The sequence below is a fragment of the Streptomyces sp. NPDC050416 genome (assembly GCF_044458845.1).
Taxonomy (GTDB): Bacteria; Actinomycetota; Actinomycetes; order Streptomycetales; family Streptomycetaceae; genus Streptomyces.
The window spans coordinates 236,827-256,726 of the sequence record NZ_JBITII010000011.1 but is presented as its reverse complement, the minus strand read 5'-3'; the positions used below and the strand labels follow the sequence as shown (position 1 = coordinate 256,726).

General features: G+C 72.4%; 15 protein-coding genes and 1 pseudogene. 9 read left to right on the top strand and 7 right to left on the bottom strand.

Features of this window, described 5'->3' with window-relative positions:
- Positions 1-58: 58 nt before the first annotated feature.
- Entirely contained in the window at positions 59-3,169 is a 3,111-nt protein-coding gene (locus ACIBL4_RS30920) for a SpoIIE family protein phosphatase (RefSeq protein WP_399415070.1), read from the bottom strand.
- Between the two features lie 144 nt (positions 3,170-3,313).
- Positions 3,314-3,736: a secondary thiamine-phosphate synthase enzyme YjbQ gene (locus tag ACIBL4_RS30915; protein ID WP_037671216.1), complete on the bottom strand. Its 423-nt coding sequence runs from the start codon at positions 3,734-3,736 to the stop codon at positions 3,314-3,316.
- Between the two features lie 122 nt (positions 3,737-3,858).
- Here ACIBL4_RS30915 and ACIBL4_RS30910 point away from each other — a divergent pair, with 122 nt between their 5' ends.
- From ACIBL4_RS30910 to ACIBL4_RS30895, 4 genes are all read left to right on the top strand, one after another.
- Complete coding sequence (locus ACIBL4_RS30910; RefSeq protein ID WP_313884353.1) at positions 3,859-3,942, top strand: putative leader peptide; 84 nt, start codon at positions 3,859-3,861, stop codon at positions 3,940-3,942.
- Positions 3,943-4,074: 132 nt separating this feature from the next.
- Positions 4,075-4,944, top strand: a complete 870-nt coding sequence (locus tag ACIBL4_RS30905; RefSeq protein WP_399415069.1) for an ABC transporter permease — start codon at positions 4,075-4,077, stop codon at positions 4,942-4,944.
- Positions 4,917-5,657 carry an ABC transporter ATP-binding protein gene (locus ACIBL4_RS30900; RefSeq protein ID WP_399415068.1) on the top strand — a complete coding sequence of 247 codons (741 nt, stop codon included), beginning with the start codon at positions 4,917-4,919 and terminating at the stop codon, positions 5,655-5,657. The genes ACIBL4_RS30905 and ACIBL4_RS30900 overlap by 28 nt, the downstream gene beginning before the upstream one ends.
- Positions 5,658-5,693: 36 nt before the next feature.
- Positions 5,694-6,722 carry an ABC transporter substrate-binding protein gene (locus ACIBL4_RS30895; protein WP_399415067.1) on the top strand — a complete coding sequence of 343 codons (1,029 nt, stop codon included), beginning with the start codon at positions 5,694-5,696 and terminating at the stop codon, positions 6,720-6,722.
- 46 nt (positions 6,723-6,768) lie between these two features.
- On the opposite strand, the pseudogene ACIBL4_RS30890 reads toward ACIBL4_RS30895, so the two are convergent.
- Positions 6,769-7,255 (bottom strand): annotated as a pseudogene (locus ACIBL4_RS30890) (serine hydrolase); the annotation flags it as partial.
- Between ACIBL4_RS30890 and ACIBL4_RS30885 the strand changes: the two are divergent.
- Positions 7,254-8,330, top strand: a complete 1,077-nt coding sequence (locus ACIBL4_RS30885) for an NAD(P)-binding domain-containing protein (RefSeq protein ID WP_399415066.1) — start codon at positions 7,254-7,256, stop codon at positions 8,328-8,330. The pseudogene ACIBL4_RS30890 and the gene ACIBL4_RS30885 sit on opposite strands and share 2 nt — an antisense overlap.
- 12 nt (positions 8,331-8,342) lie before the next feature.
- On the opposite strand, the gene mltG is transcribed toward ACIBL4_RS30885, so the two are convergent.
- On the bottom strand, positions 8,343-9,188 hold the full coding sequence (gene mltG / locus ACIBL4_RS30880) for an endolytic transglycosylase MltG (RefSeq protein ID WP_399415065.1): 846 nt from the start codon (positions 9,186-9,188) through the stop codon (positions 8,343-8,345).
- Positions 9,189-9,231: 43 nt separating this feature from the next.
- Positions 9,232-11,034, bottom strand: coding sequence for an ABC transporter ATP-binding protein (locus ACIBL4_RS30875; RefSeq protein ID WP_399415064.1), 1,803 nt, complete (start codon positions 11,032-11,034; stop codon positions 9,232-9,234).
- 118 nt (positions 11,035-11,152) lie between these two features.
- On the opposite strand from ACIBL4_RS30875, the gene ACIBL4_RS30870 reads away from it, so the two are divergent.
- Both ACIBL4_RS30870 and ACIBL4_RS30865 read left to right on the top strand, forming a co-directional pair.
- Positions 11,153-11,602, top strand: a complete 450-nt coding sequence (locus tag ACIBL4_RS30870) for a MarR family winged helix-turn-helix transcriptional regulator (RefSeq protein WP_399415063.1) — start codon at positions 11,153-11,155, stop codon at positions 11,600-11,602.
- A 135-nt stretch (positions 11,603-11,737) separates the two neighbouring features.
- Entirely contained in the window at positions 11,738-12,115 is a 378-nt protein-coding gene (locus tag ACIBL4_RS30865; RefSeq protein WP_399415062.1) for a VOC family protein, read from the top strand.
- 68 nt (positions 12,116-12,183) lie between these two features.
- Here the strand turns inward: ACIBL4_RS30865 and ACIBL4_RS30860 are convergent, their stop codons facing one another.
- Both ACIBL4_RS30860 and ACIBL4_RS30855 read right to left on the bottom strand, forming a co-directional pair.
- Positions 12,184-13,563, bottom strand: coding sequence for a cation:dicarboxylate symporter family transporter (locus tag ACIBL4_RS30860; RefSeq protein WP_399415061.1), 1,380 nt, complete (start codon positions 13,561-13,563; stop codon positions 12,184-12,186).
- Between the two features lie 176 nt (positions 13,564-13,739).
- The gene (locus tag ACIBL4_RS30855; protein WP_399415060.1) at positions 13,740-15,350 is read right to left on the bottom strand and encodes a peptide-N4-asparagine amidase; all 1,611 of its coding nucleotides are present in this window, start codon (positions 15,348-15,350) and stop codon (positions 13,740-13,742) included.
- A gap of 222 nt (positions 15,351-15,572) precedes the next feature.
- Here ACIBL4_RS30855 and ACIBL4_RS30850 point away from each other — a divergent pair, with 222 nt between their 5' ends.
- Positions 15,573-17,378 carry an ABC transporter ATP-binding protein gene (locus ACIBL4_RS30850; protein ID WP_399415059.1) on the top strand — a complete coding sequence of 602 codons (1,806 nt, stop codon included), beginning with the start codon at positions 15,573-15,575 and terminating at the stop codon, positions 17,376-17,378.
- Entirely contained in the window at positions 17,375-19,156 is a 1,782-nt protein-coding gene (locus tag ACIBL4_RS30845; RefSeq protein ID WP_399415058.1) for an ABC transporter ATP-binding protein, read from the top strand. The genes ACIBL4_RS30850 and ACIBL4_RS30845 overlap by 4 nt, the downstream gene beginning before the upstream one ends.
- Positions 19,157-19,900 lie beyond the last annotated feature (744 nt).

Below are 19,900 nucleotides of genomic sequence, written 5' to 3'. Positions count from 1 at the left end.
TTACAGCATTTCGGGCATCTTTCGGCCGCTGTGACTCCCACGCGGGTCGGCGGACGCCTCACGCGGCGTCGAGCCCGCACTCGGCCCAGATGACCTTGCCCTCGGGGAGGTAGCGCGTGCCCCAGCTCTGCGAGAGCTGCGCGACGAGGAACAGGCCGCGTCCGCCCTCGTCGGTGCTGGCCGCCCGGCGCAGATGGGGGGCGGTGTTGCTGACGTCGGAGACCTCGCAGATCAGCGTGCGCCCGTACAGCAGCCGGACCCGGATGGGCCCGGTGCCGTGCCGGACGGCGTTGGTGATCAGCTCGCTGAGGATCAGTTCCGCGGCGAACGCGGTCTCGTCGAGCCCCCAGTCGGCCATGCGGCGCATGGCCAAGGCCCGGACCTCGCCGACGAGCGCCGGGTCGGCGGGCAGCTCCCAGGCGGCGATGCGGCCGGGGTCCAGCGCGTGCACGCGGGCGACGAGCAGGGCGATGTCGTCGTGGGGGTGCGCGGGCGCCACGGTGTCCAGGACCGCCTGGCAGGTCTCCTCGGGCGCCCGCTCCGGGTGGGCCAGGGCCACGCGCAACTGCTCCAGCACCTCGTCGACGTCGCGGTGGCGGTCCTCGATGAGTCCGTCGGTGTAGAGCACCAGCTGACTGCCCTCGGGGACGTCGATCTCGACGGTGTCGAAGGGCAGTCCTCCGAGACCGAGCGGGGGCCCGGCCGGGAGGTCTGGGTAGGACACGGTGCCGTCGGGGCGGACGAGAGCGGGCGGCGGGTGACCGGCGCGCGCCATGAGGCACCGCTGCTCGGTCGGGTCGTAGACGGCGTACAGACAGGTCGCGCCGATGACGCCGGCGCCCTTGCCGTCGGGGTCCTCCCGGTCCAGGCGGCCCACGAGGTTGTCCAGGTGGGTGAGGACCTCGTCCGGGGAGAAGTCGAGTTCGGCGAAGCTGCGCGCCGCCGTGCGCAGCCGGCCCATGGTGGCCGCGGAGAGCATGCCGTGGCCGACGACGTCGCCGACGAGGAGCCCGACGCGGGTGCCGGAGAGGGGGATGACGTCGTACCAGTCCCCGCCCACGTCGGATTCGGCGGGCAGATAGCGGTGGGCGACCTCGACGGCGTCCTGGTCGGGCAGACCGTGCGGGAGGAGTCTGCGCTGGAGGGCCAGGACCATGGCGCGTTCGTGGGTGTAGCGCCGGGCGTTGTCGATGGACAGGGCGGCGCGGGCGGCGAGTTCCTGGGCCAGTGAACGGTCGTCGTCCCCGAAGGCGCTCCCGGCGCGGTAGAAGCTGGCGATGCCCAGGACGACACCGCGGGCGACCAGGGGCACCGCGATGAGGGAGCGGACGTGGGCGAGCAGGCGCGCCGTGTGCTCGGGGTCCTGGGCGAGCCAGCCCGCGGCGGCCTCCAGGTCCGGTTCCAGTACCGCCTCACCCGTGGTCAGGCAGCGCAGCTGGGGCGCGGTCGGGCCGAAGTCGATGCGCTTGCCGGGCGGTGTGAAGGGCAGGCCCTCGCGGACGCCGTGCAGCACCGTGCGGCGCAGGTCGGCGAGGGGGTCGGCGGACTCCTCGCCGCGCAGGACGGCGTCGGGCAGGTCGATGGTGACGAAGTCGGCCAGGCGCGGGACCGCCGTCTCGGCCAGTTCCTCGGCGGTGCGACGCACGTCCAGGGTGGTGCCGATGCGGGCGCTGGCCTCGGACAGCAGCTCCAGGCGCCGGCGCGCGGCCAGGGCGTAGGCCCCGACGTGCGGCTCGCCCACCATGACGAGCCCCCGGGCCGGGAACGGCGAGCCGGTGCGGTCGTCCGCGGTGCCCCTGCCGCCGTACGGCGCGTCCCCACCGCCGTCGGCCGCGTCGTCCGTACCGCCCTCAACCACACTCCTGCCGCTGTCGGCCCCGCCGCCGTACAGCGCCTCCCCACCGCCGTCGACCACGCCCCTGCCGCCGCCCGCGGCGTCCGTGCCGACTTCGGCCTCACCCCTGTCGGCGTCGGCCCGGCCGCCGTCACCGACCGCCGCACCCACGCCGCCGTCCGCCCCGTCCCCGCCGCCGTCCACCCCGCCCCCGTCGCCGTCCGCCACACCCGTACCGCCACCGGGCACCCCCACGCCCCGGCGGCCGCCGGGAGCGACGGCCGGGGCGGACGCGGCGGCGAGATATCCGGACGGCAGGGTGATCGACTGCGGGGCGGGCCATGGGCCGGCCGAGAGGGCGGCCAGGTCCGGCGGCTCGTCCGCCTGGTGCGGGAGGACCAGGGACTCCCCTGCCGAGGCGCCCGGCAGCACCGCCTCGACGGCGAAGCCCCGCACTCCGGAGGCGCTCGTCATCGGGCGGCTCACCAGCGTCACCCGCCGGCCGCCGGGCAGGGCCACGTCGACGGCGGCCCGCTGCCCGCGTGAGATCAGCTCGGCGGCCTTCTCCCTCAGGACCTCCTGGTCACGCGGGGGGAACTCGTCGGCCAGTACGTCCAGGGCGATGCCGCTGTGCAGGCCGGCCCCGCCCCCGGTGGCCAGGTACGTGCGCAGCAGGGCGCGCTCGTGCGCGGAGCTCTGCCCCAGCAGCCGCCGCTCGATGTTCTCGGCCGCCCGGCGGATCGCCGCACCCAGCGCGGGCTGTTCGAAACTGCGTGGATAGCCGAAGCACAGGACGCCCTCGATCCGTCCGCTGAGCGGGTCGCGGACGGGCATCGCGACGCACGCGCTGCCCTGGGAGCGTTCCGCGAAGTGCTCGGCGCCGTAGACGCGGATGAGCTGCCGCTCGGCCAGGGCGAGGCCGATGCCGTTGGTGCCGGCGACCTGCTCGGCGAACACGAACCCCGGCACCCGCTGGATCGCCGGGAGGTTCCTGGCCATCGCCGGATCCCCGAACCGGCGCAGGAGGACCGTCCCGTTCGCGTCGGCGACCGAGATGTTGACCTGGCTGCCGGAGAACGCGTCCTGGAGCCGGTCGAGCACCGGCACGGCCGCGCGGACGATACGGCCCCCGGGGTCGAAGTCCTCCCGGTAGGGCAGGTCGGTCTGGTCCGGTGACAGGCCGAGGGAGCGGCTGCGCCGCCACGAGTTCAGGATGGACGTCCGGACACCACTGGCGACGGGCTGTCCCTCGAGAAACCGCTCGCGAAGACGGGCGGGCCCCGTGCCGTCCGTCGCACGTCCCGCCGGCTTGGGTTCCTCGCCGGACCGAACCACGCTTCGCCTCGCTTGCGCCCGCGATCATCCGCTGCTCGGAAGAGAATCTGGCATTGACGAGGATACGGGCATTACGGGCACGCGTCACGGTGCTCCAGAGCCGTTCGCGCACCGGGCACGGAGCTACGCGCGGAGCGGAGCGCATCATCCCAGGAAACTCAGCCGCACCTTCCGTTCCGGGTTGTCCTTGTTCGTGTCCACGAGGCACACCGACTGCCATGTCCCGAGCTCCAGCCGGCCGCCCAGCACGGGCAGGGTCGCGTGCGGCGGGACGAGGGCCGGCAGGACGTGGTCGCGGCCGTGGCCGGGACTGCCGTGCCGGTGCTGCCAGCGGTCGTCGGCGGGCAGCAGCGTGTGCAGTGCGGCCAGGAGGTCGTCGTCGCTGCCGGCACCGGTCTCGAGAACGGCGATTCCGGCCGTCGCGTGCGGGACGAAGACATTGAGGAGGCCGTCACGCCCGGCCGCCGCCTCCCGCAGGAAGGACTCGCAGTCGCCGGTGATGTCGACGACCCGCTCCGTGGAACCGGTGCGGACGTTCAGAACTCGGGTGGTGAAGACATCTGACATGCTTCCCATCCTGACGTACACGTCCGTCTTCCCCTGATGACCCCCGCCCGGTGACGGTACCGGCGTCCACTGGACGAGACGCCCGTTGACCGTGCGCATGCCACCTGAGTAGGTTCAGCCGCATGTTGCGTTCAGCCCTGCTCACCACGCGCGGTCACATCGACCTGCTGCGGGTGGCCTCCGCCGCGTGTCGCCGCGGCCGCTGACGCCCTTCCTCTCCTCACTTCCGGGTTCCCTCGCCCTGGTTCCGCCTGCCCGCTGAGCGCACCTGCTCCCGTCGGTGCGGCGGCGGCGAGGCGCGCCTTCTCCCGCCCTCGCTCTCCCCCCGTGGAGTCCTCATGAGCATCAGCCATGCCCCACCCAGGTCACCGAAACCCGATATTTCGCCTATATCGGCTCCTGACCTCGACCTCCAGCCCCTCGTCCCCACCTCCTCCCGCCGCACCCGCGTCCCCCGCTGGCTGCGCCGCACCACCGGCCCGGTCCTGCTGCTGGTGCTGTGGCAACTCCTCAGCAGCACAGGCGCGTTGCAGGCGGACGTGCTCGCCTCACCCGGCCGTATCGCCCAGGTCGCCGGGGACATGGTGGCCGACGGCTCACTGCCCGCGGCCATGGGCACCTCGCTTCAGCGGGTCGCGGCCGGCCTGCTGCTCGGCCTGGTCGTCGGTACCGGACTGGCCCTGCTGTCGGGCCTGTTCCGGATCGGCGAGGACCTGGTGGACGCGCCCGTGCAGATGCTGCGGACCGTGCCGTTCGTGGGGCTCATCCCGCTGTTCATCATCTGGTTCGGCATCGGCGAGGCCCCCAAGGTCGCCATCATCACGCTCGGCGTGACCTTCCCGCTCTACCTCAACGTCTACGCCGGAATCCGCGGTGTGGACGCCCAGTTGATCGAGGCCGGGGAGTCCCTCGGACTGTCCCGGTGGGGACTCGTCCGGCACGTCGTCCTCCCGGGTGCGCTGCCGAACGCCATGACCGGTCTGCGCTACTCGCTCGGCATCGCCTGGCTCGCGCTGGTCTTCGCCGAGCAGGTCAACGCCGACTCCGGCATCGGGTTCCTCATGGTGCAGGCGCGGGACTTCCTGCGGACCGACGTGATCGTGGTCTGCCTGGTCGTCTACGCCTTCCTCGGCCTGCTCGCCGACTTCATCGTCCGCTCTCTCGAAAGGGTGCTGCTGCAATGGCGACCGACGTTCACCGGCCGGTGACCCCCCAGGCGGTCCATGTCGAGGGGCTCACGCGGGCCTTCGACGGCCGTGCCGTCATCGACGATCTGCGACTGGGCGTCCGGCCGGGCGAGTTCGTGGCCCTGCTCGGGCGCAGCGGCTGCGGCAAGTCGACGCTGCTGCGCATCCTCGCCGGGCTCGACCGCGACATCGAGGGCACCGTCCTGGTGCCGCGCCGCAAGGCCGTCGCCTTCCAGGCGCCCCGGCTGATGCCGTGGAAGAGGGTGTGGCGCAACGTCCTGCTCGGCCTGCCCGGCAAGCCCGAACGCGCCGTCGCCGAGCAGGCCCTCGACGAGGTCGGCCTCGGCCACCGCTCGGCCGCCTGGCCCAAGACCCTCTCCGGTGGCGAGGCCCAACGCGCTTCGCTCGCCCGCGCGTTGGTGCGCGAACCCGATCTGCTGCTGCTCGACGAGCCGTTCGGTGCGCTCGACGCCCTCACCCGCATCAAGGCCCAGCGGCTCGTGGGCGAGTTGTGGCAGCGCCGGGGCTGCGCGGTGCTCCTCGTCACCCACGACGTGGAGGAGGCCGTGCTGCTCGCCGACCGCGTCCTGGTGATGGACGGCGGCGTCATCGCCCACGAGCAGCGCGTCGACCTCGACCGTCCCCGCGACATCACCGACCCGCGCTTCGCGGCACTGCGCGCCGGCCTCCTCGAACGCCTCGGCGTCGAGGCGACGGCCGCCGAAGCCGCCTGAAGTCCTTCACGCACGACCCAGACGAACGGAACCGCCATGCGACGACGCCTCGCCCCCGCCGCCCTGCTCCTCCCCCTCACCCTGCTGCTCACCGCCTGCGGCGGGAACTCGGCCGCCAGTACGTCGGACGGCGGCACCGACGGCCACGGCCCCGTCACGATCAACGTCGGTGACCAGAAGGGAGGTTCGGAGGCCATCCTGCGGGCCGCGGGGGAACTGAAGAACCTCGACTACAAGATCAAGTGGTCGACGTTCACCTCCGGCCCGCCGCTGCTGGAGGCCGTGAACGCCAAAGCCGTCGACATCGGCGGCGTCGGCAACACCCCGCCGGTGTTCGCGGCCGGGGCGGGTTCGAAGATCAAGGTCGTGGCCGCGTGGCACGGCACGTCCAAGGGCGACGCCATCCTCGTGCCGAACGACTCGCCCTTGAGGAACCCCACGCAGCTCAAGGGCAGGTCGATCGCCGTCGCCCAGGGATCCTCCGCTCACTTCCAGCTGATCGCGTCCCTGAAGAAGGCCGGGCTGAAGCCGAGTGACGTCAAGGTCAAGTACCTCCAGCCGGCCGACGCGCTCGCCGCGTTCACCGCCGGCAAGGTCGACGCGTGGGCGGTGTGGGACCCGTACACCTCGCAGGTGCTGAAGGGCGAGCAGGGCCGCGTCCTGACCGACGGTGACGGCGTGACCAATGGGCTCACCTTCCAGGTCGCGGCACCGGACGCGCTGAAGGACAAGAAGAAGGCCGCCGCCGTCAAGGACTATCTGGAGCGGCTGCGGCGCGCCTACCGGTGGGTGTACGACCACGAGGAGGAGTGGGCGAAGGTCTGGGCGAAGGACACCGGGCTCCCCGAGGATGTGGCACTCGCGGCGGTGAAGCGCACCTACACCACCCGGGTCGAGGTCGCCGTCGACAAGCGGCTGATCGCCTCCGAGCAGGAGATCGCCGACACGTTCACGGCGTTGAAGCTCATCCCGCGCAAGGTCGACTTCGCCGAGTTCACCGACACCCGGTTCAACGGCGGCCTGCCGCCGTCGACGACCGCACCCCGCCCTGCCACCGGGTCGTGAGCCGGCCCGCCGGGTCCCCCGCCGCCCGGGCGGGGGACCCGTGCCGTCACGGCCGGGTGGCGGCCGAGCCGTCGTAGACGTTGCCGGGGGTCACGACCGCGGTGATCGCGCGGGCGAGCAGGGTGGACGGCTCCTGGCCCCCGGACAGGACGTCCGTGGAGCGTGATCACCAGGGTGGCCCGCTGCGAGGGCCGGTGGACGGTCACGGTCTCGTAACCCGGGATCGAGCCGTTGTGCCCGATCCAGCCGTTGGTCTCGAGGATGCCGGGGCCGTAGGTGGTGCCGGGGTAGCCCGTCGGCAGCGTCCTGAGCCGCTGTGCCTGGGTCTCGGGGCTGAGCAGCTCGCCGGTGGCGACGACCTTCGCCCAGCGGCGCAGCTCGTGCAGGTCCGAGATCATGGCCCCGGCCGCCCAGGCCCAGCCGGGATTCCAGTTCGTGACGTCCTCGACCTCGCCGCTGAGCGTCTGGTCGGTGTAGCCGCGCGGGCCGTCCCCCGGGAAGATCCACGGACCAGGCACGGTTGGTAGAAGCGTGAACAACACACGCGAGGTCGAGGTAGTCGTCATAGGCGCCGGTCAGGCCGGTCTGGCCGGCGCCTATCACCTGCGGCGATCCGGTTTCGAGCCGGACCGCGACTTCGTCGTGCTGGACCACTCCCCCGGCCCCGGCGGCGCCTGGCAGTTCCGCTGGCCGTCGCTGACGTACGGCAAGGTGCACGGGATGCACGCGCTGCCGGGCATGGAGCTCACGGACGCTGATCCGGCGCGGCCGTCGGCCGAGGTGATCAGCGACTACTTCGACCGGTACGAGAAGGCCTTCGACCTGCGGGTGCGGCGCCCCGTCGACGTGCGGGCCGTGCGCGAGGGGCCCGGCGGGCGACTGCTGGTGGAGACCTCGCAGGGCGTGTGGGCGGCGCGGGCGCTGATCAACGCGACCGGCACCTGGGACCGGCCGTTCTGGCCGCGCTATCCGGGCCAGGAGACCTTCCGGGGGCGGCAGTTGCACACCGCGCAGTACCCCGGGCCGGAGGAGTTCGCCGGGCAGCGGGTGGTCGTGGTGGGCGGCGGCGCCTCGGGCACGCAGCACCTGCTGGAGATCGCCTCGTACGCGGCGGCCACCACCTGGGTGACCCGGCGTCCGCCGGTCTTCCGTGAGGGCCCGTTCGACGAGGACGCGGGCCGGGCGGCCGTCGCGCTCGTCGAGGAACGGGTACGGCAGGGGCTGCCTCCCATGAGTGTCGTCTCGGTCACCGGACTGCCGCTCAACGACGCGATCCGCCAGGGCATCAAGGACGGAGTGCTCGACCGGCAGCCGATGTTCGACCGCGTCACGCCCACGGGAGTGGACTGGCAGGACGGGCGGCACGTCGACGCCGACGTCATCCTCTGGGCCACCGGCTTCCGCCCGGCCATCGACCACCTCGCCCCGCTCCGGCTGCGCGCCCCGGGCGGCGGCATCCGCATGGAGGGCACGCACGCGGCCTCCGACCCCCGCATCCATCTGGTCGGCTACGGCCCGTCGGCCAGCACCATCGGCGCCAACCGCGCCGGCCGCGCGGCCGTCCGTGACATCAGGCGGCTGCTGGCGCGGGAGCCGGTCGCCGCGTGAGGCCCGGGCGGGTCATCCGGCCGCCCGGGCGCCGTCCTTCTTCTGCTGCGCGTTGAACTCCGCGACGTTCCGCTGGTGTTCGGCGTAGTCCGCGGTGAAGCGGGTGTCGCCCGGGCGGACCGTGACGAAGTACAGCCAGTCGCCCGGGGTCGGGTTGATGGCGGCGCGCATGGCCTCCTCGCCGGGGTTGTCGATGGGGGTGGGGGGCAGGCCCATGCGCTGGTACGAGTTGTAGGGGCTGTCGATGCGGGTGTCGCTCGGCGTGGTGCGCAGGGTTGAGCGGCCGAGCGCGTAGTTGATGGTGGAGTCCATCTGCAGCGGCATGCCGCGCTCGAGGCGGTTGAAGACGACCCGGGCGACCTTGCCCATGTCGGCCTTGGTGGCCGCCTCCGCCTGGACGATACTCGCGATGGTGACGGCCTGGTAGACGTTCATGGCGTTGCGCTGCGCTCCCGCGGCGATGGGCGCGCCGTTGAACTTCTCGTTCGCGGTGTCGACCATCAGCGCGAGGAGCTTCTCCGGGGTCGTCTTCTCCTGGAGCGGATAGACCGCCGGGAAGAGGTAGCCCTCGGGGTTGCCCTCGGCGTCGTTCGGCAGTTTGAGGGCGGCCTTCGCCAGGGACTTCTTCGTGCTGCCGGGAGGCAGGGCGAGGGCCTTGTCGACGGCGGCGTAGACCTGGCTCGCGCGCCAGCCCTCCGGGACCACCAGGGTCGTGGGCCGGGCGTCCTCCTCGGGCCCCAGGGTCAGCAGCGGCACCGCCACGGCGGTACCGACCACGACGGCTCCGGTCGCGACGAGGGCGATACGGCCCCGGCGCGTCAGTCGAATCGTGCTCCGTGGCGGAGTGTTCTTCTGCATGCGGGCACGGTAACCCGCATATCGTCATAAACCCGGCATATTTTCATCTTGTCGGTTCCAGTTGGGCGTCCCGGCGTACGAGCGCCGCGTATCGGCCGTGCCGCTCCAGCAGTTCCTCGTGCGTGCCGAGTTCGACGGCACGCCCCGAGTCGAGGACCACGATCTGGTCGGCGCCCCGGACCGTGGACAGCCGGTGGGCGATGGTGAGCGTGGTGCGGTTCGCCGACAGCGCGTCGATGGCGTCCTGCACGGCCGCCTCGGTCCGGGTGTCCAGGGCGCTGGTGGCCTCGTCGAGGATGAGGACCGGCGGGTCGCGCAGGATCGTGCGGGCGATGGCCAGGCGCTGCTTCTCGCCGCCGGAGAAGCGGTGGCCGCGCTCACCGACAACCGTGTCGTAGCCGTCGGGCAGGGACGCGATGTGGTCGTGGATCTGCGCCGCCTTCGCCGCCTGGTGCAGCTCCTCGTCGGTGGCGTCGGGCTTGGCGAAGCGCAGGTTGTCGGCGACCGAGGCGTGGAAGAGGTACGTCTCCTGCGAGACGACGCCGACGGCGCGCGCCAGGGTGTCGAAGTCGAGATCGCGGACGTCGACCCCGTCGAGGGTGACGCGGCCGCCCGTCACGTCGTAGAGGCGGGGCACCAGGTAGCCGAGCGTGGACTTGCCGGCGCCGGTCGGGCCGACGACGGCGAGGCTGCCGCCGGCCGGGACGGTGAGGTCGATGCCGTCGAGGACGGGGCCGTCCTTGTCGTCGTAGCCGAAGGAGACCTTCTCGAAGCGGACCTCGCCCTTGACCCGGTCGAGGTGGACCGGGTCCGCGCGCTCGGTGATGTCGATCGGCAGGTCGAGGTACTCGAAGATGCGCTGGAAGAGGGCGAGCGAGGTCTGGATCTGCACTCCCGTCGACAGCAGGCTCACGGCCGGGCGGAACAGGCCCTGCTGGAGCGAGACGAAGGCGACGATCGTGCCGAGGGAGACCTCGGGGCCGCCCAGCTGGAGGGCCATGCCGGCGGTCCAGTAGATGACGGCAGGCAGGGCCGCCATGACGATCGTGATGACGGCCATGCGCCAGCGGCCGGCCATGTTCGAGCGCACTTCCAGGTCGACGAGTTCCTCGGATTCGTCGGCGAAGGACTTGGTCAGCGAGTCGGAGCGGCCCATCGTGCGGCCGAGCAGGATGCCGCTGACGGAGAGCGACTCGGTGACCGTGGCGGCCATGGCGGCCATCTGCTTCTGGCGCTGGGTGGTGATCTTCCGGCGTTCGTTGCCGACGCGGCGGCTGATCCATACGAACACCGGCAGCAACAGCAGCGAGACGACGGTCAGGCGCCAGTCGAGGACGACCATCGCGACGATCGTGGCGACGACACTGGTGAGGTTGGAGACCAGGGACGTCGCGGTGGAGGTGACCGTGGCCTGCATGCCGCCGATGTCGTTGGCGATGCGGGACTGCACCTCGCCCGTGCGCGTGCGCGTGAAGAAGGCGAGGGACATGCGCTGGAGCCGGCCGTAGACAGCGGTGCGCAGGTCGTGCATGACGCGCTGGCCGACCGTGGTTGAGATCAGCGTCTGGAGAACACCGAAGACGCTGGTGAGGACGGCGCTGAGGATCATGCCGAGGGCGAGCAGGCTGAGCAGGCCGGTGCGCCCCTGCGGGATCGCGACGTCGAGGATCTCCTTCAGCAGGAAGGGCGTGGCGACCGAGACCAGCGACGCGGCGCCGACCAGCAGGCCGACGACCGCGAGGCGGCCCCGGTAGGGGCGGAAGAGCCTGAGGATGCGGCGGACCTGCCGGGGTTGTTCCTTCGCGTCGGCGGGTGCGCTCCAGGGGGCTTCATGGTCGGGATGCATGGGCTCCTTCGAGAGGGCGATACGGGCGGCGGTACGGGGCGGGGTGAGGGCGGCGGATCGGATCGTAGCTCATTGTTACCTATACTCACAATGAACATCATCCTGATATTGTTCCCGCATGACCTCCCCCGATTCCGACGGCCTGCTCGCCGAGCAGTTGCTGCGGCTCACCCGCCGGGTGCACCGCATCCAGAAGCACCACCTGGAGCAGCGCGACCTCGGCATCACACCGGCCCAGTCCCGGCTGCTGCGCACCCTCGCGCACTGGGGTTCGCCGCCGCGGATGGCCGACCTGGCCGAGCGCCTTGAGGTGGTGCCGCGGGCCGTGACGACGCTGGTCGACGGGCTGGAGGCGAGCGGCAAGGTGCGGCGGGTCCCGGACCCGGCGAACCGGCGGGTGATCCGCATCGAGCTCACGGACGACGGCCGCAAGGCGCTGGGCGAACTGCGGGCGGCGCGCAGGTCGGCCGCGGAGGAGATCCTCGCGCCGCTGACGGAGCAGCAGCGTGCGGCGCTGGGAGGGCTGCTGGACACGCTGATCGACGGGACGCCGGTGAGGTCCTGCTGAGGCCCGGGATGGGCGGCCCAGGGGTGTCCGGCGGTGCATGCCGCAGGCGCGGGGCCTGGTGCACCGATCCCCGTCGATCAGGCCTCGCCCATTTCCCGCGACCCTGACCAGGCGGACCGCCCCTAGACTCCCGCCATGATCGCCGACCTGCAGTGCGTGGTGCTGGACTGCCCCGATCCATCGGAACTCGCCGGCTTCTACCGGTCGATCCTCGGCGGTGCCGTCAACCAGCCGGACCGGCGGTGGTCCCTGGACGAGGACTGGGCGACGCTGCACATACCGTCCGGCTTCGTGCTGGCCTTCCAGCGGGTGGCGGATCACCGGCCGCCGCGGTGGCCGGATCCCGCCCGGCCGCAGCAGTTCCACCTGGACTTCGGCGTGGCGGACCTGGATCGCACGCAGGAGCAGGTGCCGGCCGGGGGCGCCGAGGTGCTGGACGCCGGTGCGGACGGGCGGAGCCGGCGGGTGTACGCGGACCCGGCGGGGCATCCCTTCTGCCTGGTGCGTCACTGAACACACGATGAGCCGCGGCGCCGCCCGCACTTCCCGGGCGGCGACCGCGGCTCACCCGCCTGCCGTCGTCAACTGGCGTCGGCTACGGCCTCCTTGGTCTTCTGGGCCGGAACCTCCACCGGCACGGGCCCGTCGCCGTCCTCCGGGTCCTCGGCCGTGGTTTCGCCGTCCAGCACCTCCTTGGCCCGCTCGATGTCCAGCGCGCCCTCCCAGCGGGACACCGCGAACACGGCGACGCAGTTGCCGAGCAGGTTCGTGACGACGCGCATCGAGTCCATGATGCGGTCCACGCCGAGCAGCAGGGCGACGGCTCCGGCCGGGATGGCGCCCAGGGACGAGGCCGTCGCGGACAGGGCGAGGAACGCCGAACCGGGGATGCCCGCCATGCCCTTGCTGGTCAGCATCAGCACCAGGACCACGGTGATCTGCTGGCTCAGACTGAGGTCGACGCCCACCGCCTGGGCGATGAACAGCGTGCCGATCGACAGGTAGAGCGAGGCGCCGTCGAGGTTGAAGGAGTAGCCCGTGGGCAGCACCAGACCCACCGCGTCGTCGCGGGCACCGGCCCGGCGCAGTTTCTGCATCACGCGCGGCATGACCGACTCGGTGGACGCGGTGCCGAGCGCGAGCAGCATCTCCTCGCGGATGTAGCGCAGGAACTTCCAGAGGCTGAGCCCGGTCACCAGCCGCAGGGCGACGGCGAGCAGGGCGACGAACAGCGCGGCCGCCACATAGCAGAGCACGATGAGCTTGGCGTATGTCTTCATCACGCCCAGCCCGTAGTTGCCGACCAGGTGGGCCATCGCGCCGAACACCGCGAGCGGGGCGAGCCGCATGATGAACCCGACGACCGTGAAGATCACGTCCTGCGCCTGGTCGATGGCGGGCAGGATCTTCGGCACCCGGGTGTGTCCGAGGTGCAGCAGGGCGGCGCCCACCAGGCAGGCCAGGATGAGGACTTGGAGCAGTTCGTTCTCGGCGAAGGCTCCGACGAAGCTCTCCGGCAGCGCGTTGAGGACGAACTCGGTCGTCGAGGGCAGCTGACCACCGCCCGTCGACTGGTTCACCGCGGCGGCGTCCAGCGAGGAGGGGTCGACGTTCATGCCCTTGCCGGGCCCGACGACGTTGGCGGCGACGAGGCCGATGACCAGAGCGGCCGTGGAGGCGACCTCGAACCAGATCAGGGCCTTCACCCCGATCCGGCCGAACGCCTTCAGGTCGCCGGCCTTGGCGATGCCGACGACGACCACACAGAACACCAACGGCGAGATCACCGTCTTGATGAGCCGGGTGAAACCGTCGCCGAGCGGCTGGAGAGCCGTGGCCGTGTCCGGCCACAGCTTCCCCACGAGGATTCCGAGGACGAGCGCACAGAGGACCTGCGCGAAGAGTGAGGTACGCAGGGTGCGTGCGACGCGTCGCGGCAGGGACGGTACGGACGGTGGCACGAGGCCTCCTTGGGGGACGGGACACACAGAGGCCGGAGGGGACTTCTGCGATACGGAAAGCGGTTTCCGTAGCCCGTACACTGTGGAGGCTGTCTTGATCGCGCACAAGACCGCAACGTTTCAGCCACGTAAAAGCGCCCTGAGTGGCGCATGTCACATGCGCCACACAGGCCCCTTCAGCAACGTGGGCGGTCCCCGGTGAGCACTCCCTGGGCGGTGGTCAGCGTGCGGTCGTAGCAGCCAGTCGAGCCGTACAGCCGGTAGCGCTCACGCGTCGCACCGACCGCGTGCCGCTGGTCGCGGGGCACGTTCGCCGTGTACGTGGCGTCGCCCGTGTAGGAGTCGTCGAACCTCGTCCACGCCGTACGACGGCCGCCGCGCGTCTCGACGGCCGTGGCGCGGTCGCCGAGGGCCAGCACGGTCCGCAGCCGGTCGCCCGCGCCGAGGGTCGTCGTGCCGTCCATCGTGTAGGTCCGGTCGGTGCGGGTGGCGTGGGCCGGTCCGCGTCCGTCGACGGTCACCGACTCGTCGTCGGTCCAGGTGGCCTCGAGGGCGTCGGTCGTCTCGCCGTCCGTCCAGCGGTGCTCGGAGGTGTGGGCGAGCGAACGGCCGACGGTGGTCGTGACCCGGCCGTGCGAGGTGTCGACGTATCCGGCGACGGTCAGCCGGTGGGCGCCCTCGGTGTCGACCCGGTGCTGCGAACCCGGCGTATACGACGAGGAGTTGGCGAGGTCGCTCGCCTGCTGCACGGTGAGCTTCCCGGGCACGTGGGCGCGCTGCTCGTCCTGCCAGACGAGGACGTTCACGGGGGTGCTCCAGCCGGTCTGCCCCTCGGGCACGCCGACGACCGAGACCTCGACGCGGTGCGGACGGCCGTCGTTGAGGAGCCCGGCGAAGGGGGTGAGGTCGTAGGTGATCGGCTTGATGTCGAAGGCGCGCGGGCCCGGGATCACGTACCACAGGAACGGGTTGGACCAGCCGCCGGTCCACACGGTGGGGAACGGTGCGGCGATGCCCGCGAGCCGGCCGTCCACGCGGATCTGCACCTCGCGATAGGGGCCTTGGCCCGCCTTGCAGGAGTACGGCGCCGGGTCGGGCACCGTCAGGTACCAGTACTCCTCGCAGCCGCCGCCGGAGCCGGTGGCGTACACCTCGGCGACGACGCGTTCGCTGTTGCGCGGGGTCGTGAGGGTGGTCGCGCCGTCGGTCCCCCGGTCGAGGGTGAGGACCTTGTCGGGGCTGCTCTTCCCGTCAGGACGGCCTTGGTGGAACGTCAGGGTGACCTTGACGTCGAGGACGCCCGTGTAGGTGTCGTCGACGACGTTCCCGATGAGCATCTCGACGTCCTGGCGGCCGCGGAAGGTGTCGCTGTAGCGGGTGACGTCCTTCTCCACCGACCACTCGATGCCGTCGGGCGAGGGCTGCGGTGTCGAGGTGCGGAAGATCTCGACACCGCCGACGTGCAGGTAGCCGAGCCGGTCGTACTGGCGCCCCTTGACCTTGCCGTCCAGCCGCAGTACCACCTTGCTCCAGCGGTCACCGCAGCCGGCGGGCGGGGTGTACGTGCCCCGGTACGGGGTGAAGTCACGGAACCGCGCCTGGGCGACGGTGACTTCGCACGACCTGCCGCCGGGCTTGCTGACGGGCGGGGCGGCCGTCACCGGGTCGTGCCAGTCGGTGCCGAACTCGGCGGGGACGTCGGCCGCACAGGCGGGACCGGCCCCCAGGAGGGTGCTCGCCAGGAAGGTCGCTCCGGCAAGCATGGACATGACCATCAGTCTCCTCATGGGCGGTGTTCTACGGGGAGTCCGCCGCCTTCGCAATGAGCACCGGCCCGCCGAGCCGCCCTGTTCCCAGCCCTGTCGGCCAGTTCCGTTCGGCGGGTCGAAAACCGGTTGCCTCCGACCACGTGGCGAAGCGAACCTGTCACGGTTTGCTGCCCTCGGCCGAACCCCCATCCCCCCATCCCTCGATCCCTCCATCCCCCTGACACGAGCCACTGGGACGTCATGCAGATTCAAGACCTTCCGTACCCCGACCCGGGCGTGCCGGACGTGCGTTCGGGCCCCCGATTCCTGTGGTGGCTCTTCCGGAATCAGCTGGACGGGCAGCTCAAGTCGCTGGCCTGGGGGCTGCTGCACTTCGCCTCCGTCGCCGCGCTGCCGTTCTGCGTCGGTGTCGCCGTACAGGCCGTCGTCGACCGTTCCGGCGGGCAACTCGCCCTGGCGGGCGGCCTGCTGGTGCTGGCCTGTGTCGGCAACGCCGTCGGCGACACCTTCCTGCACCGCACGGCCATCACCAACTGGATCACGGCGGCCGCCCGCGTCCAGCAGCTGCTCGCCCGCAAGGCCGCCCAGTTGGGCTCGGCGCTGACCCGGCGCGTCGCGGCCGGTGAGGTCGTGGCGGTCTCCACGGGCGACGTCGAGAAGATCGGCTGGTTCGTGGAGGCCTGGTCGCGGTTCACCGCGGCGCTCGTCACCATCGTGCTGGTCTGCGTCGCGCTGCTCGTCTACCAGCCCGCGCTCGGCGTGGTCGTCGCGGTGGGGCTGCCCGTGCTGGCGCTCGCCGTGCTGCCCCTGCTGCCTCGCGCCACCCGGCGTGCCGACGTGCAGCGCGAGAAGGCCGGACGCGCCACCGAGCTCGCCTCGGACACCGTCGCCGGACTGCGCGTGCTGCGCGGCATCGGCGGTGAGGAACTCTTCCTCGACCGCTACCGCCGCGCCTCCCAGGAGGTCCGGCACGCGGCGGTGCGCAGCGCCCGGATGTGGTCGCTGATCACCGCGATCCAGGTCCTGCTGCCGGGACTGCTGCTCATCACCGTCGTCTGGTACGGCGTGCATCTGGCCCGCCAGGGCCGGATCACCGTCGGTGAACTGGTCACCGTCTACAGCTCGGTGATGGTGCTCACCTATCCGCTGCGGCACTTCGAGGAGATCGCCATGGCGTACTCCTTCTCCCGGCCGTCGGCCAAACGGGCCGCGGGCGTGCTGGCGCTGGAGCGGGCCACCGACACCGCCGGGTCGCGCGGGGCCGAGCTCCCGTCCGGAGACCTGTACGACCCGGACACCGGGCTGCTCGCGCGCACCGGCGTGCTCACCGCCGTGGTGTGCGGCGACCCGGACGCGGCCGGCCGGCTGGCGGAACGGCTGGGCGGGCACCCGCCGCAGCAGGGCACCTCGGTACTGCTCGGCGGTGTACCGCTCGACGAACTCCCGCTGGACAGCGCCCGGACGGCCGTCCTCGTCCAGGACAAGGACCCGGTCCTGCTGTCCGGCACCCTGCGCGAACTGCTCGACGTCCCCGCCTCGGGCGACGTCGAACCGCGGGCGGCGCTGGCCGCCGCACAGTGCGACGACGTGCTGGCGGCGCTGGTGCAGGGCTCGGTGGACGCCGCCGACCCCATGGACGCGCGGATCACCGAACGCGGCCGGTCCCTGTCCGGCGGCCAGCGGCAGCGCCTCGCGCTCGCCCGGTCGCTGATCACGGACCCGGAGGTGCTCGTCCTGGACGAGCCGACCTCGGCCGTCGACTCGCACACCGAGGCCCGGATCGCGCAGGGTGTGCGGGAGTTGCGCGCGGGGCGCACGACCGTGGTGTTCACCTCCTCGCCGCTGCTGCTGGACCGCGCCGACCGGGTCATGTTCCTGCACGACGGCGAGGTCGTGGCGACCGGTACGCATCGCGAGCTGCTGCACACCGAGCCCCGCTACCGCGCGGTGGTCACCCGCGAGACGGACGACGAGGTCGCGCTGACCGGTTCCGTCGCCCTGAAGGACGTCCTGCACGAACTGGAAGAGATCGAGGAGAAGGCATGATCGGCGTCGCGCCACCGGCGTACGACCCGGCCGCCCCGACGACGGCGAACACCCTGCCGGTCGGCGCCCCCACGACCGTCCGCGCCTACGTGGCCGAACTGCTGCGCCGGCACCGCCGGGCGTTCGTGCTGCTCGTCGTCGTCAACACGGTCGCCGTCATCGCCTCGATGGCCGGTCCGTGGCTGCTCGGCGGAGTCGTGGAGCGGGTCTCCGACGGGGCGCGGGACCTGCGGCTGGAACTCACCGCGGGGCTGTTCGTGGCGGCGCTGGCCGTCCAGGCCCTGTTCGTCCGCCAGGTGCGGCTGCGCGGCGCGATGCTGGGTGAGCGGATGCTGGCCGACCTGCGCGAGGACTTCCTCGTCCGGTCGGTCGGGCTGCCGCCCGGCGTACTGGAGCGGGCCGGGACCGGCGATCTGCTGTCGCGGATCACCACGGACATCGACCGGCTGGCCAACGCCATGCGCGAGGCGGTGCCGCAGCTGTCGATCGGCGTGGTGTGGGTGGTGCTGCTGATGGGCGGGCTGGTCGTCACGGCGCCGCCGCTGGCGCTCGCCGTGCTGCTCGCCCTGCCGCTGCTGATCGTCGGCTGCCGCTGGTACTTCCGGCGGGCACCGGCCGCCTACCGCTCGGAGGCCGCCGGGTACGCCGCCGTGGCCGCCGCGCTCGCCGAGACCGTGGACGCCGGGCGCACCGTCGAGGCGCACCGCCTCGGTGACCGGCGCGTCGCGCTGTCCGAGCGCCGGATCAAGGAATGGACGGCCTGGGAGCGCTACACGTTGTGGCTGCGGTCGGTGCTCTTCCCGGTCGTCAACGTCACCCACGTGACCGTGCTCGGCTCGGTCCTCCTGGTCGGGGGCGTGTTCGCCCTGCACGGCTGGATCGACGTCGGCCAGCTCACGACGGGCGCGCTGATCGCCCAGATGCTCGTCGACCCGGTGGGCATGATCCTGCGCTGGTACGACGAACTCCAGGTCGCCCAGGTGTCGCTGGCCCGGCTCGTCGGGGTCCGGGACATCGAGCCGGACGCCGGCGATCCCTCGGTGTCTCCCGACGGACGCCACGTGCACGCCGACCGGGTGCACTTCGGCTACGTGGAGGGCGTGGACGTCCTGCGCAAGGTGTCCCTGGAGGTCTCCCCCGGCACCCGGCTGGCCCTGGTCGGCCCCTCGGGTGCGGGCAAGTCGACGCTGGGGCGGCTGCTCGCCGGGATCTACGCGCCCCGGGACGGCCGGATCACGCTGGGCAGCGCCGAGTTGTCCCGGATGCCGGCGGAACGCGTCCGCGCCCATGTCGCCCTCGTCAACCAGGAGCACCACGTCTTCGTGGGCTCCCTGCGCGACAACCTCCGGCTCGCCCGGACCGGCGCGGGTGACGCCGAGCTGTGGGCGGCGCTGGGCGCGGTCGACGCGGACGGCTGGGCCCGGGCGCTCGACGACGGCCTGGACACCGAGGTCGGCTCGGGCGGCCTGACGCTCACGCCCGCCCAGGCCCAGCAGATCGCCCTGGCCCGCCTGGTGCTGGCGGACCCGCACACGCTGGTCCTGGACGAGGCGACCTCCCTGCTCGACCCACGCGCCGCCCGCCACCTGGAACGATCCCTGGCCAAGGTCCTCGACGGCCGCACCGTCGTCGCCATCGCCCACCGCCTGCACACCGCCCACGACGCGGACGTCATCGCCGTCGTCGAGAACGGCCGCATCAGCGAACTGGGCAGCCACGAGCAACTGGTGACGGCGGACGGGGCGTACGCGGCGTTGTGGAGGTCGTGGCACGGGTGAGCAGCGGATGACGAGGCGGCCGGGGGCGACGAGGACGTCGTGAGAGGCAGGCCCTCGGCGGAGCGGCGTCGCGAACGCCCAGGTAGGGGCGGCTTCACAGCAGCCGTTCGGGGCCGGACCTGGCGGGTCCGGCCCCGTTCCGTTCCTTGCCCGTTCGGGGCGCGGCACCGATAGTCCGGCATCTGGGTCGGTTCCGCCTCGGTTCCACCTTCCGGGACGGCCCCGCCCCGTAGGGCCGCTTCCGGAGGCCCGCTTCCTGGGTGGGCCACTTCCGGGGGCGCCGGTCCGGGGGGCGCCGGTCCGGGGGGCGCCGGTCCGGGGGGCCTTCCGAGGGGGCGCCTTCCGAGAGGCGCCGGTCCGGGGGCGCGCCGGTCCGGGGGGCGCGTCGGTCCGGGGGCGCTTCCGGAGGCGCCCCGGCGTCGGGCCCGTGCCCGGTCGGCCCATGCCGGGTCGGGACCCGGGCAGGGCCACGCCGGAGCCCGGCAGGGCCACGCCGGAGCCCGGCAGGGCCACGCCGGAGCCCGGCAGGGCCGGAGCCCGGGCAGGACGGGTCCCCGGGCAAGGCCACGCCGGGGGTCGGCCGCGCCCCCTGCCCGCTCACCGCCGGAGGCGTTCCGTGGCGTTGCGCGGTCCCGAGCCGGGGTGGAAGGCTGGAGTCAGGCACCGGCTCGGGGAAACGCCCGGGAACCGCGGCAGCGGTTCGGCGGCGGGCGGCGTCAGTGCTCCGTGTGGCGGCCCGGCGCG

Excerpts from the sequence above, each read along its gene's own strand:
- ACIBL4_RS30850 (WP_399415059.1), top strand. The coding sequence starts at position 15,573 with ATGCAGATTCAAGACCTTCCGTACCCCGACCCGGGCGTGCCGGACGTG.
- ACIBL4_RS30845 (WP_399415058.1), top strand. The coding sequence starts at position 17,375 with ATGATCGGCGTCGCGCCACCGGCGTACGACCCGGCCGCCCCGACGACG.
- ACIBL4_RS30900 (WP_399415068.1), top strand. The coding sequence starts at position 4,917 with ATGGCGACCGACGTTCACCGGCCGGTGACCCCCCAGGCGGTCCATGTC.
- ACIBL4_RS30875 (WP_399415064.1), bottom strand. The coding sequence starts at position 11,034 with ATGCATCCCGACCATGAAGCCCCCTGGAGCGCACCCGCCGACGCGAAG.
- ACIBL4_RS30915 (WP_037671216.1), bottom strand. The coding sequence starts at position 3,736 with ATGTCAGATGTCTTCACCACCCGAGTTCTGAACGTCCGCACCGGTTCC.
- ACIBL4_RS30895 (WP_399415067.1), top strand. The coding sequence starts at position 5,694 with ATGCGACGACGCCTCGCCCCCGCCGCCCTGCTCCTCCCCCTCACCCTG.
- ACIBL4_RS30865 (WP_399415062.1), top strand. The coding sequence starts at position 11,738 with ATGATCGCCGACCTGCAGTGCGTGGTGCTGGACTGCCCCGATCCATCG.
- ACIBL4_RS30870 (WP_399415063.1), top strand. The coding sequence starts at position 11,153 with ATGACCTCCCCCGATTCCGACGGCCTGCTCGCCGAGCAGTTGCTGCGG.
- ACIBL4_RS30910 (WP_313884353.1), top strand. The coding sequence starts at position 3,859 with ATGTTGCGTTCAGCCCTGCTCACCACGCGCGGTCACATCGACCTGCTG.
- ACIBL4_RS30905 (WP_399415069.1), top strand. The coding sequence starts at position 4,075 with ATGAGCATCAGCCATGCCCCACCCAGGTCACCGAAACCCGATATTTCG.
- mltG (WP_399415065.1), bottom strand. The coding sequence starts at position 9,188 with ATGCAGAAGAACACTCCGCCACGGAGCACGATTCGACTGACGCGCCGG.
- ACIBL4_RS30855 (WP_399415060.1), bottom strand. The coding sequence starts at position 15,350 with ATGAGGAGACTGATGGTCATGTCCATGCTTGCCGGAGCGACCTTCCTG.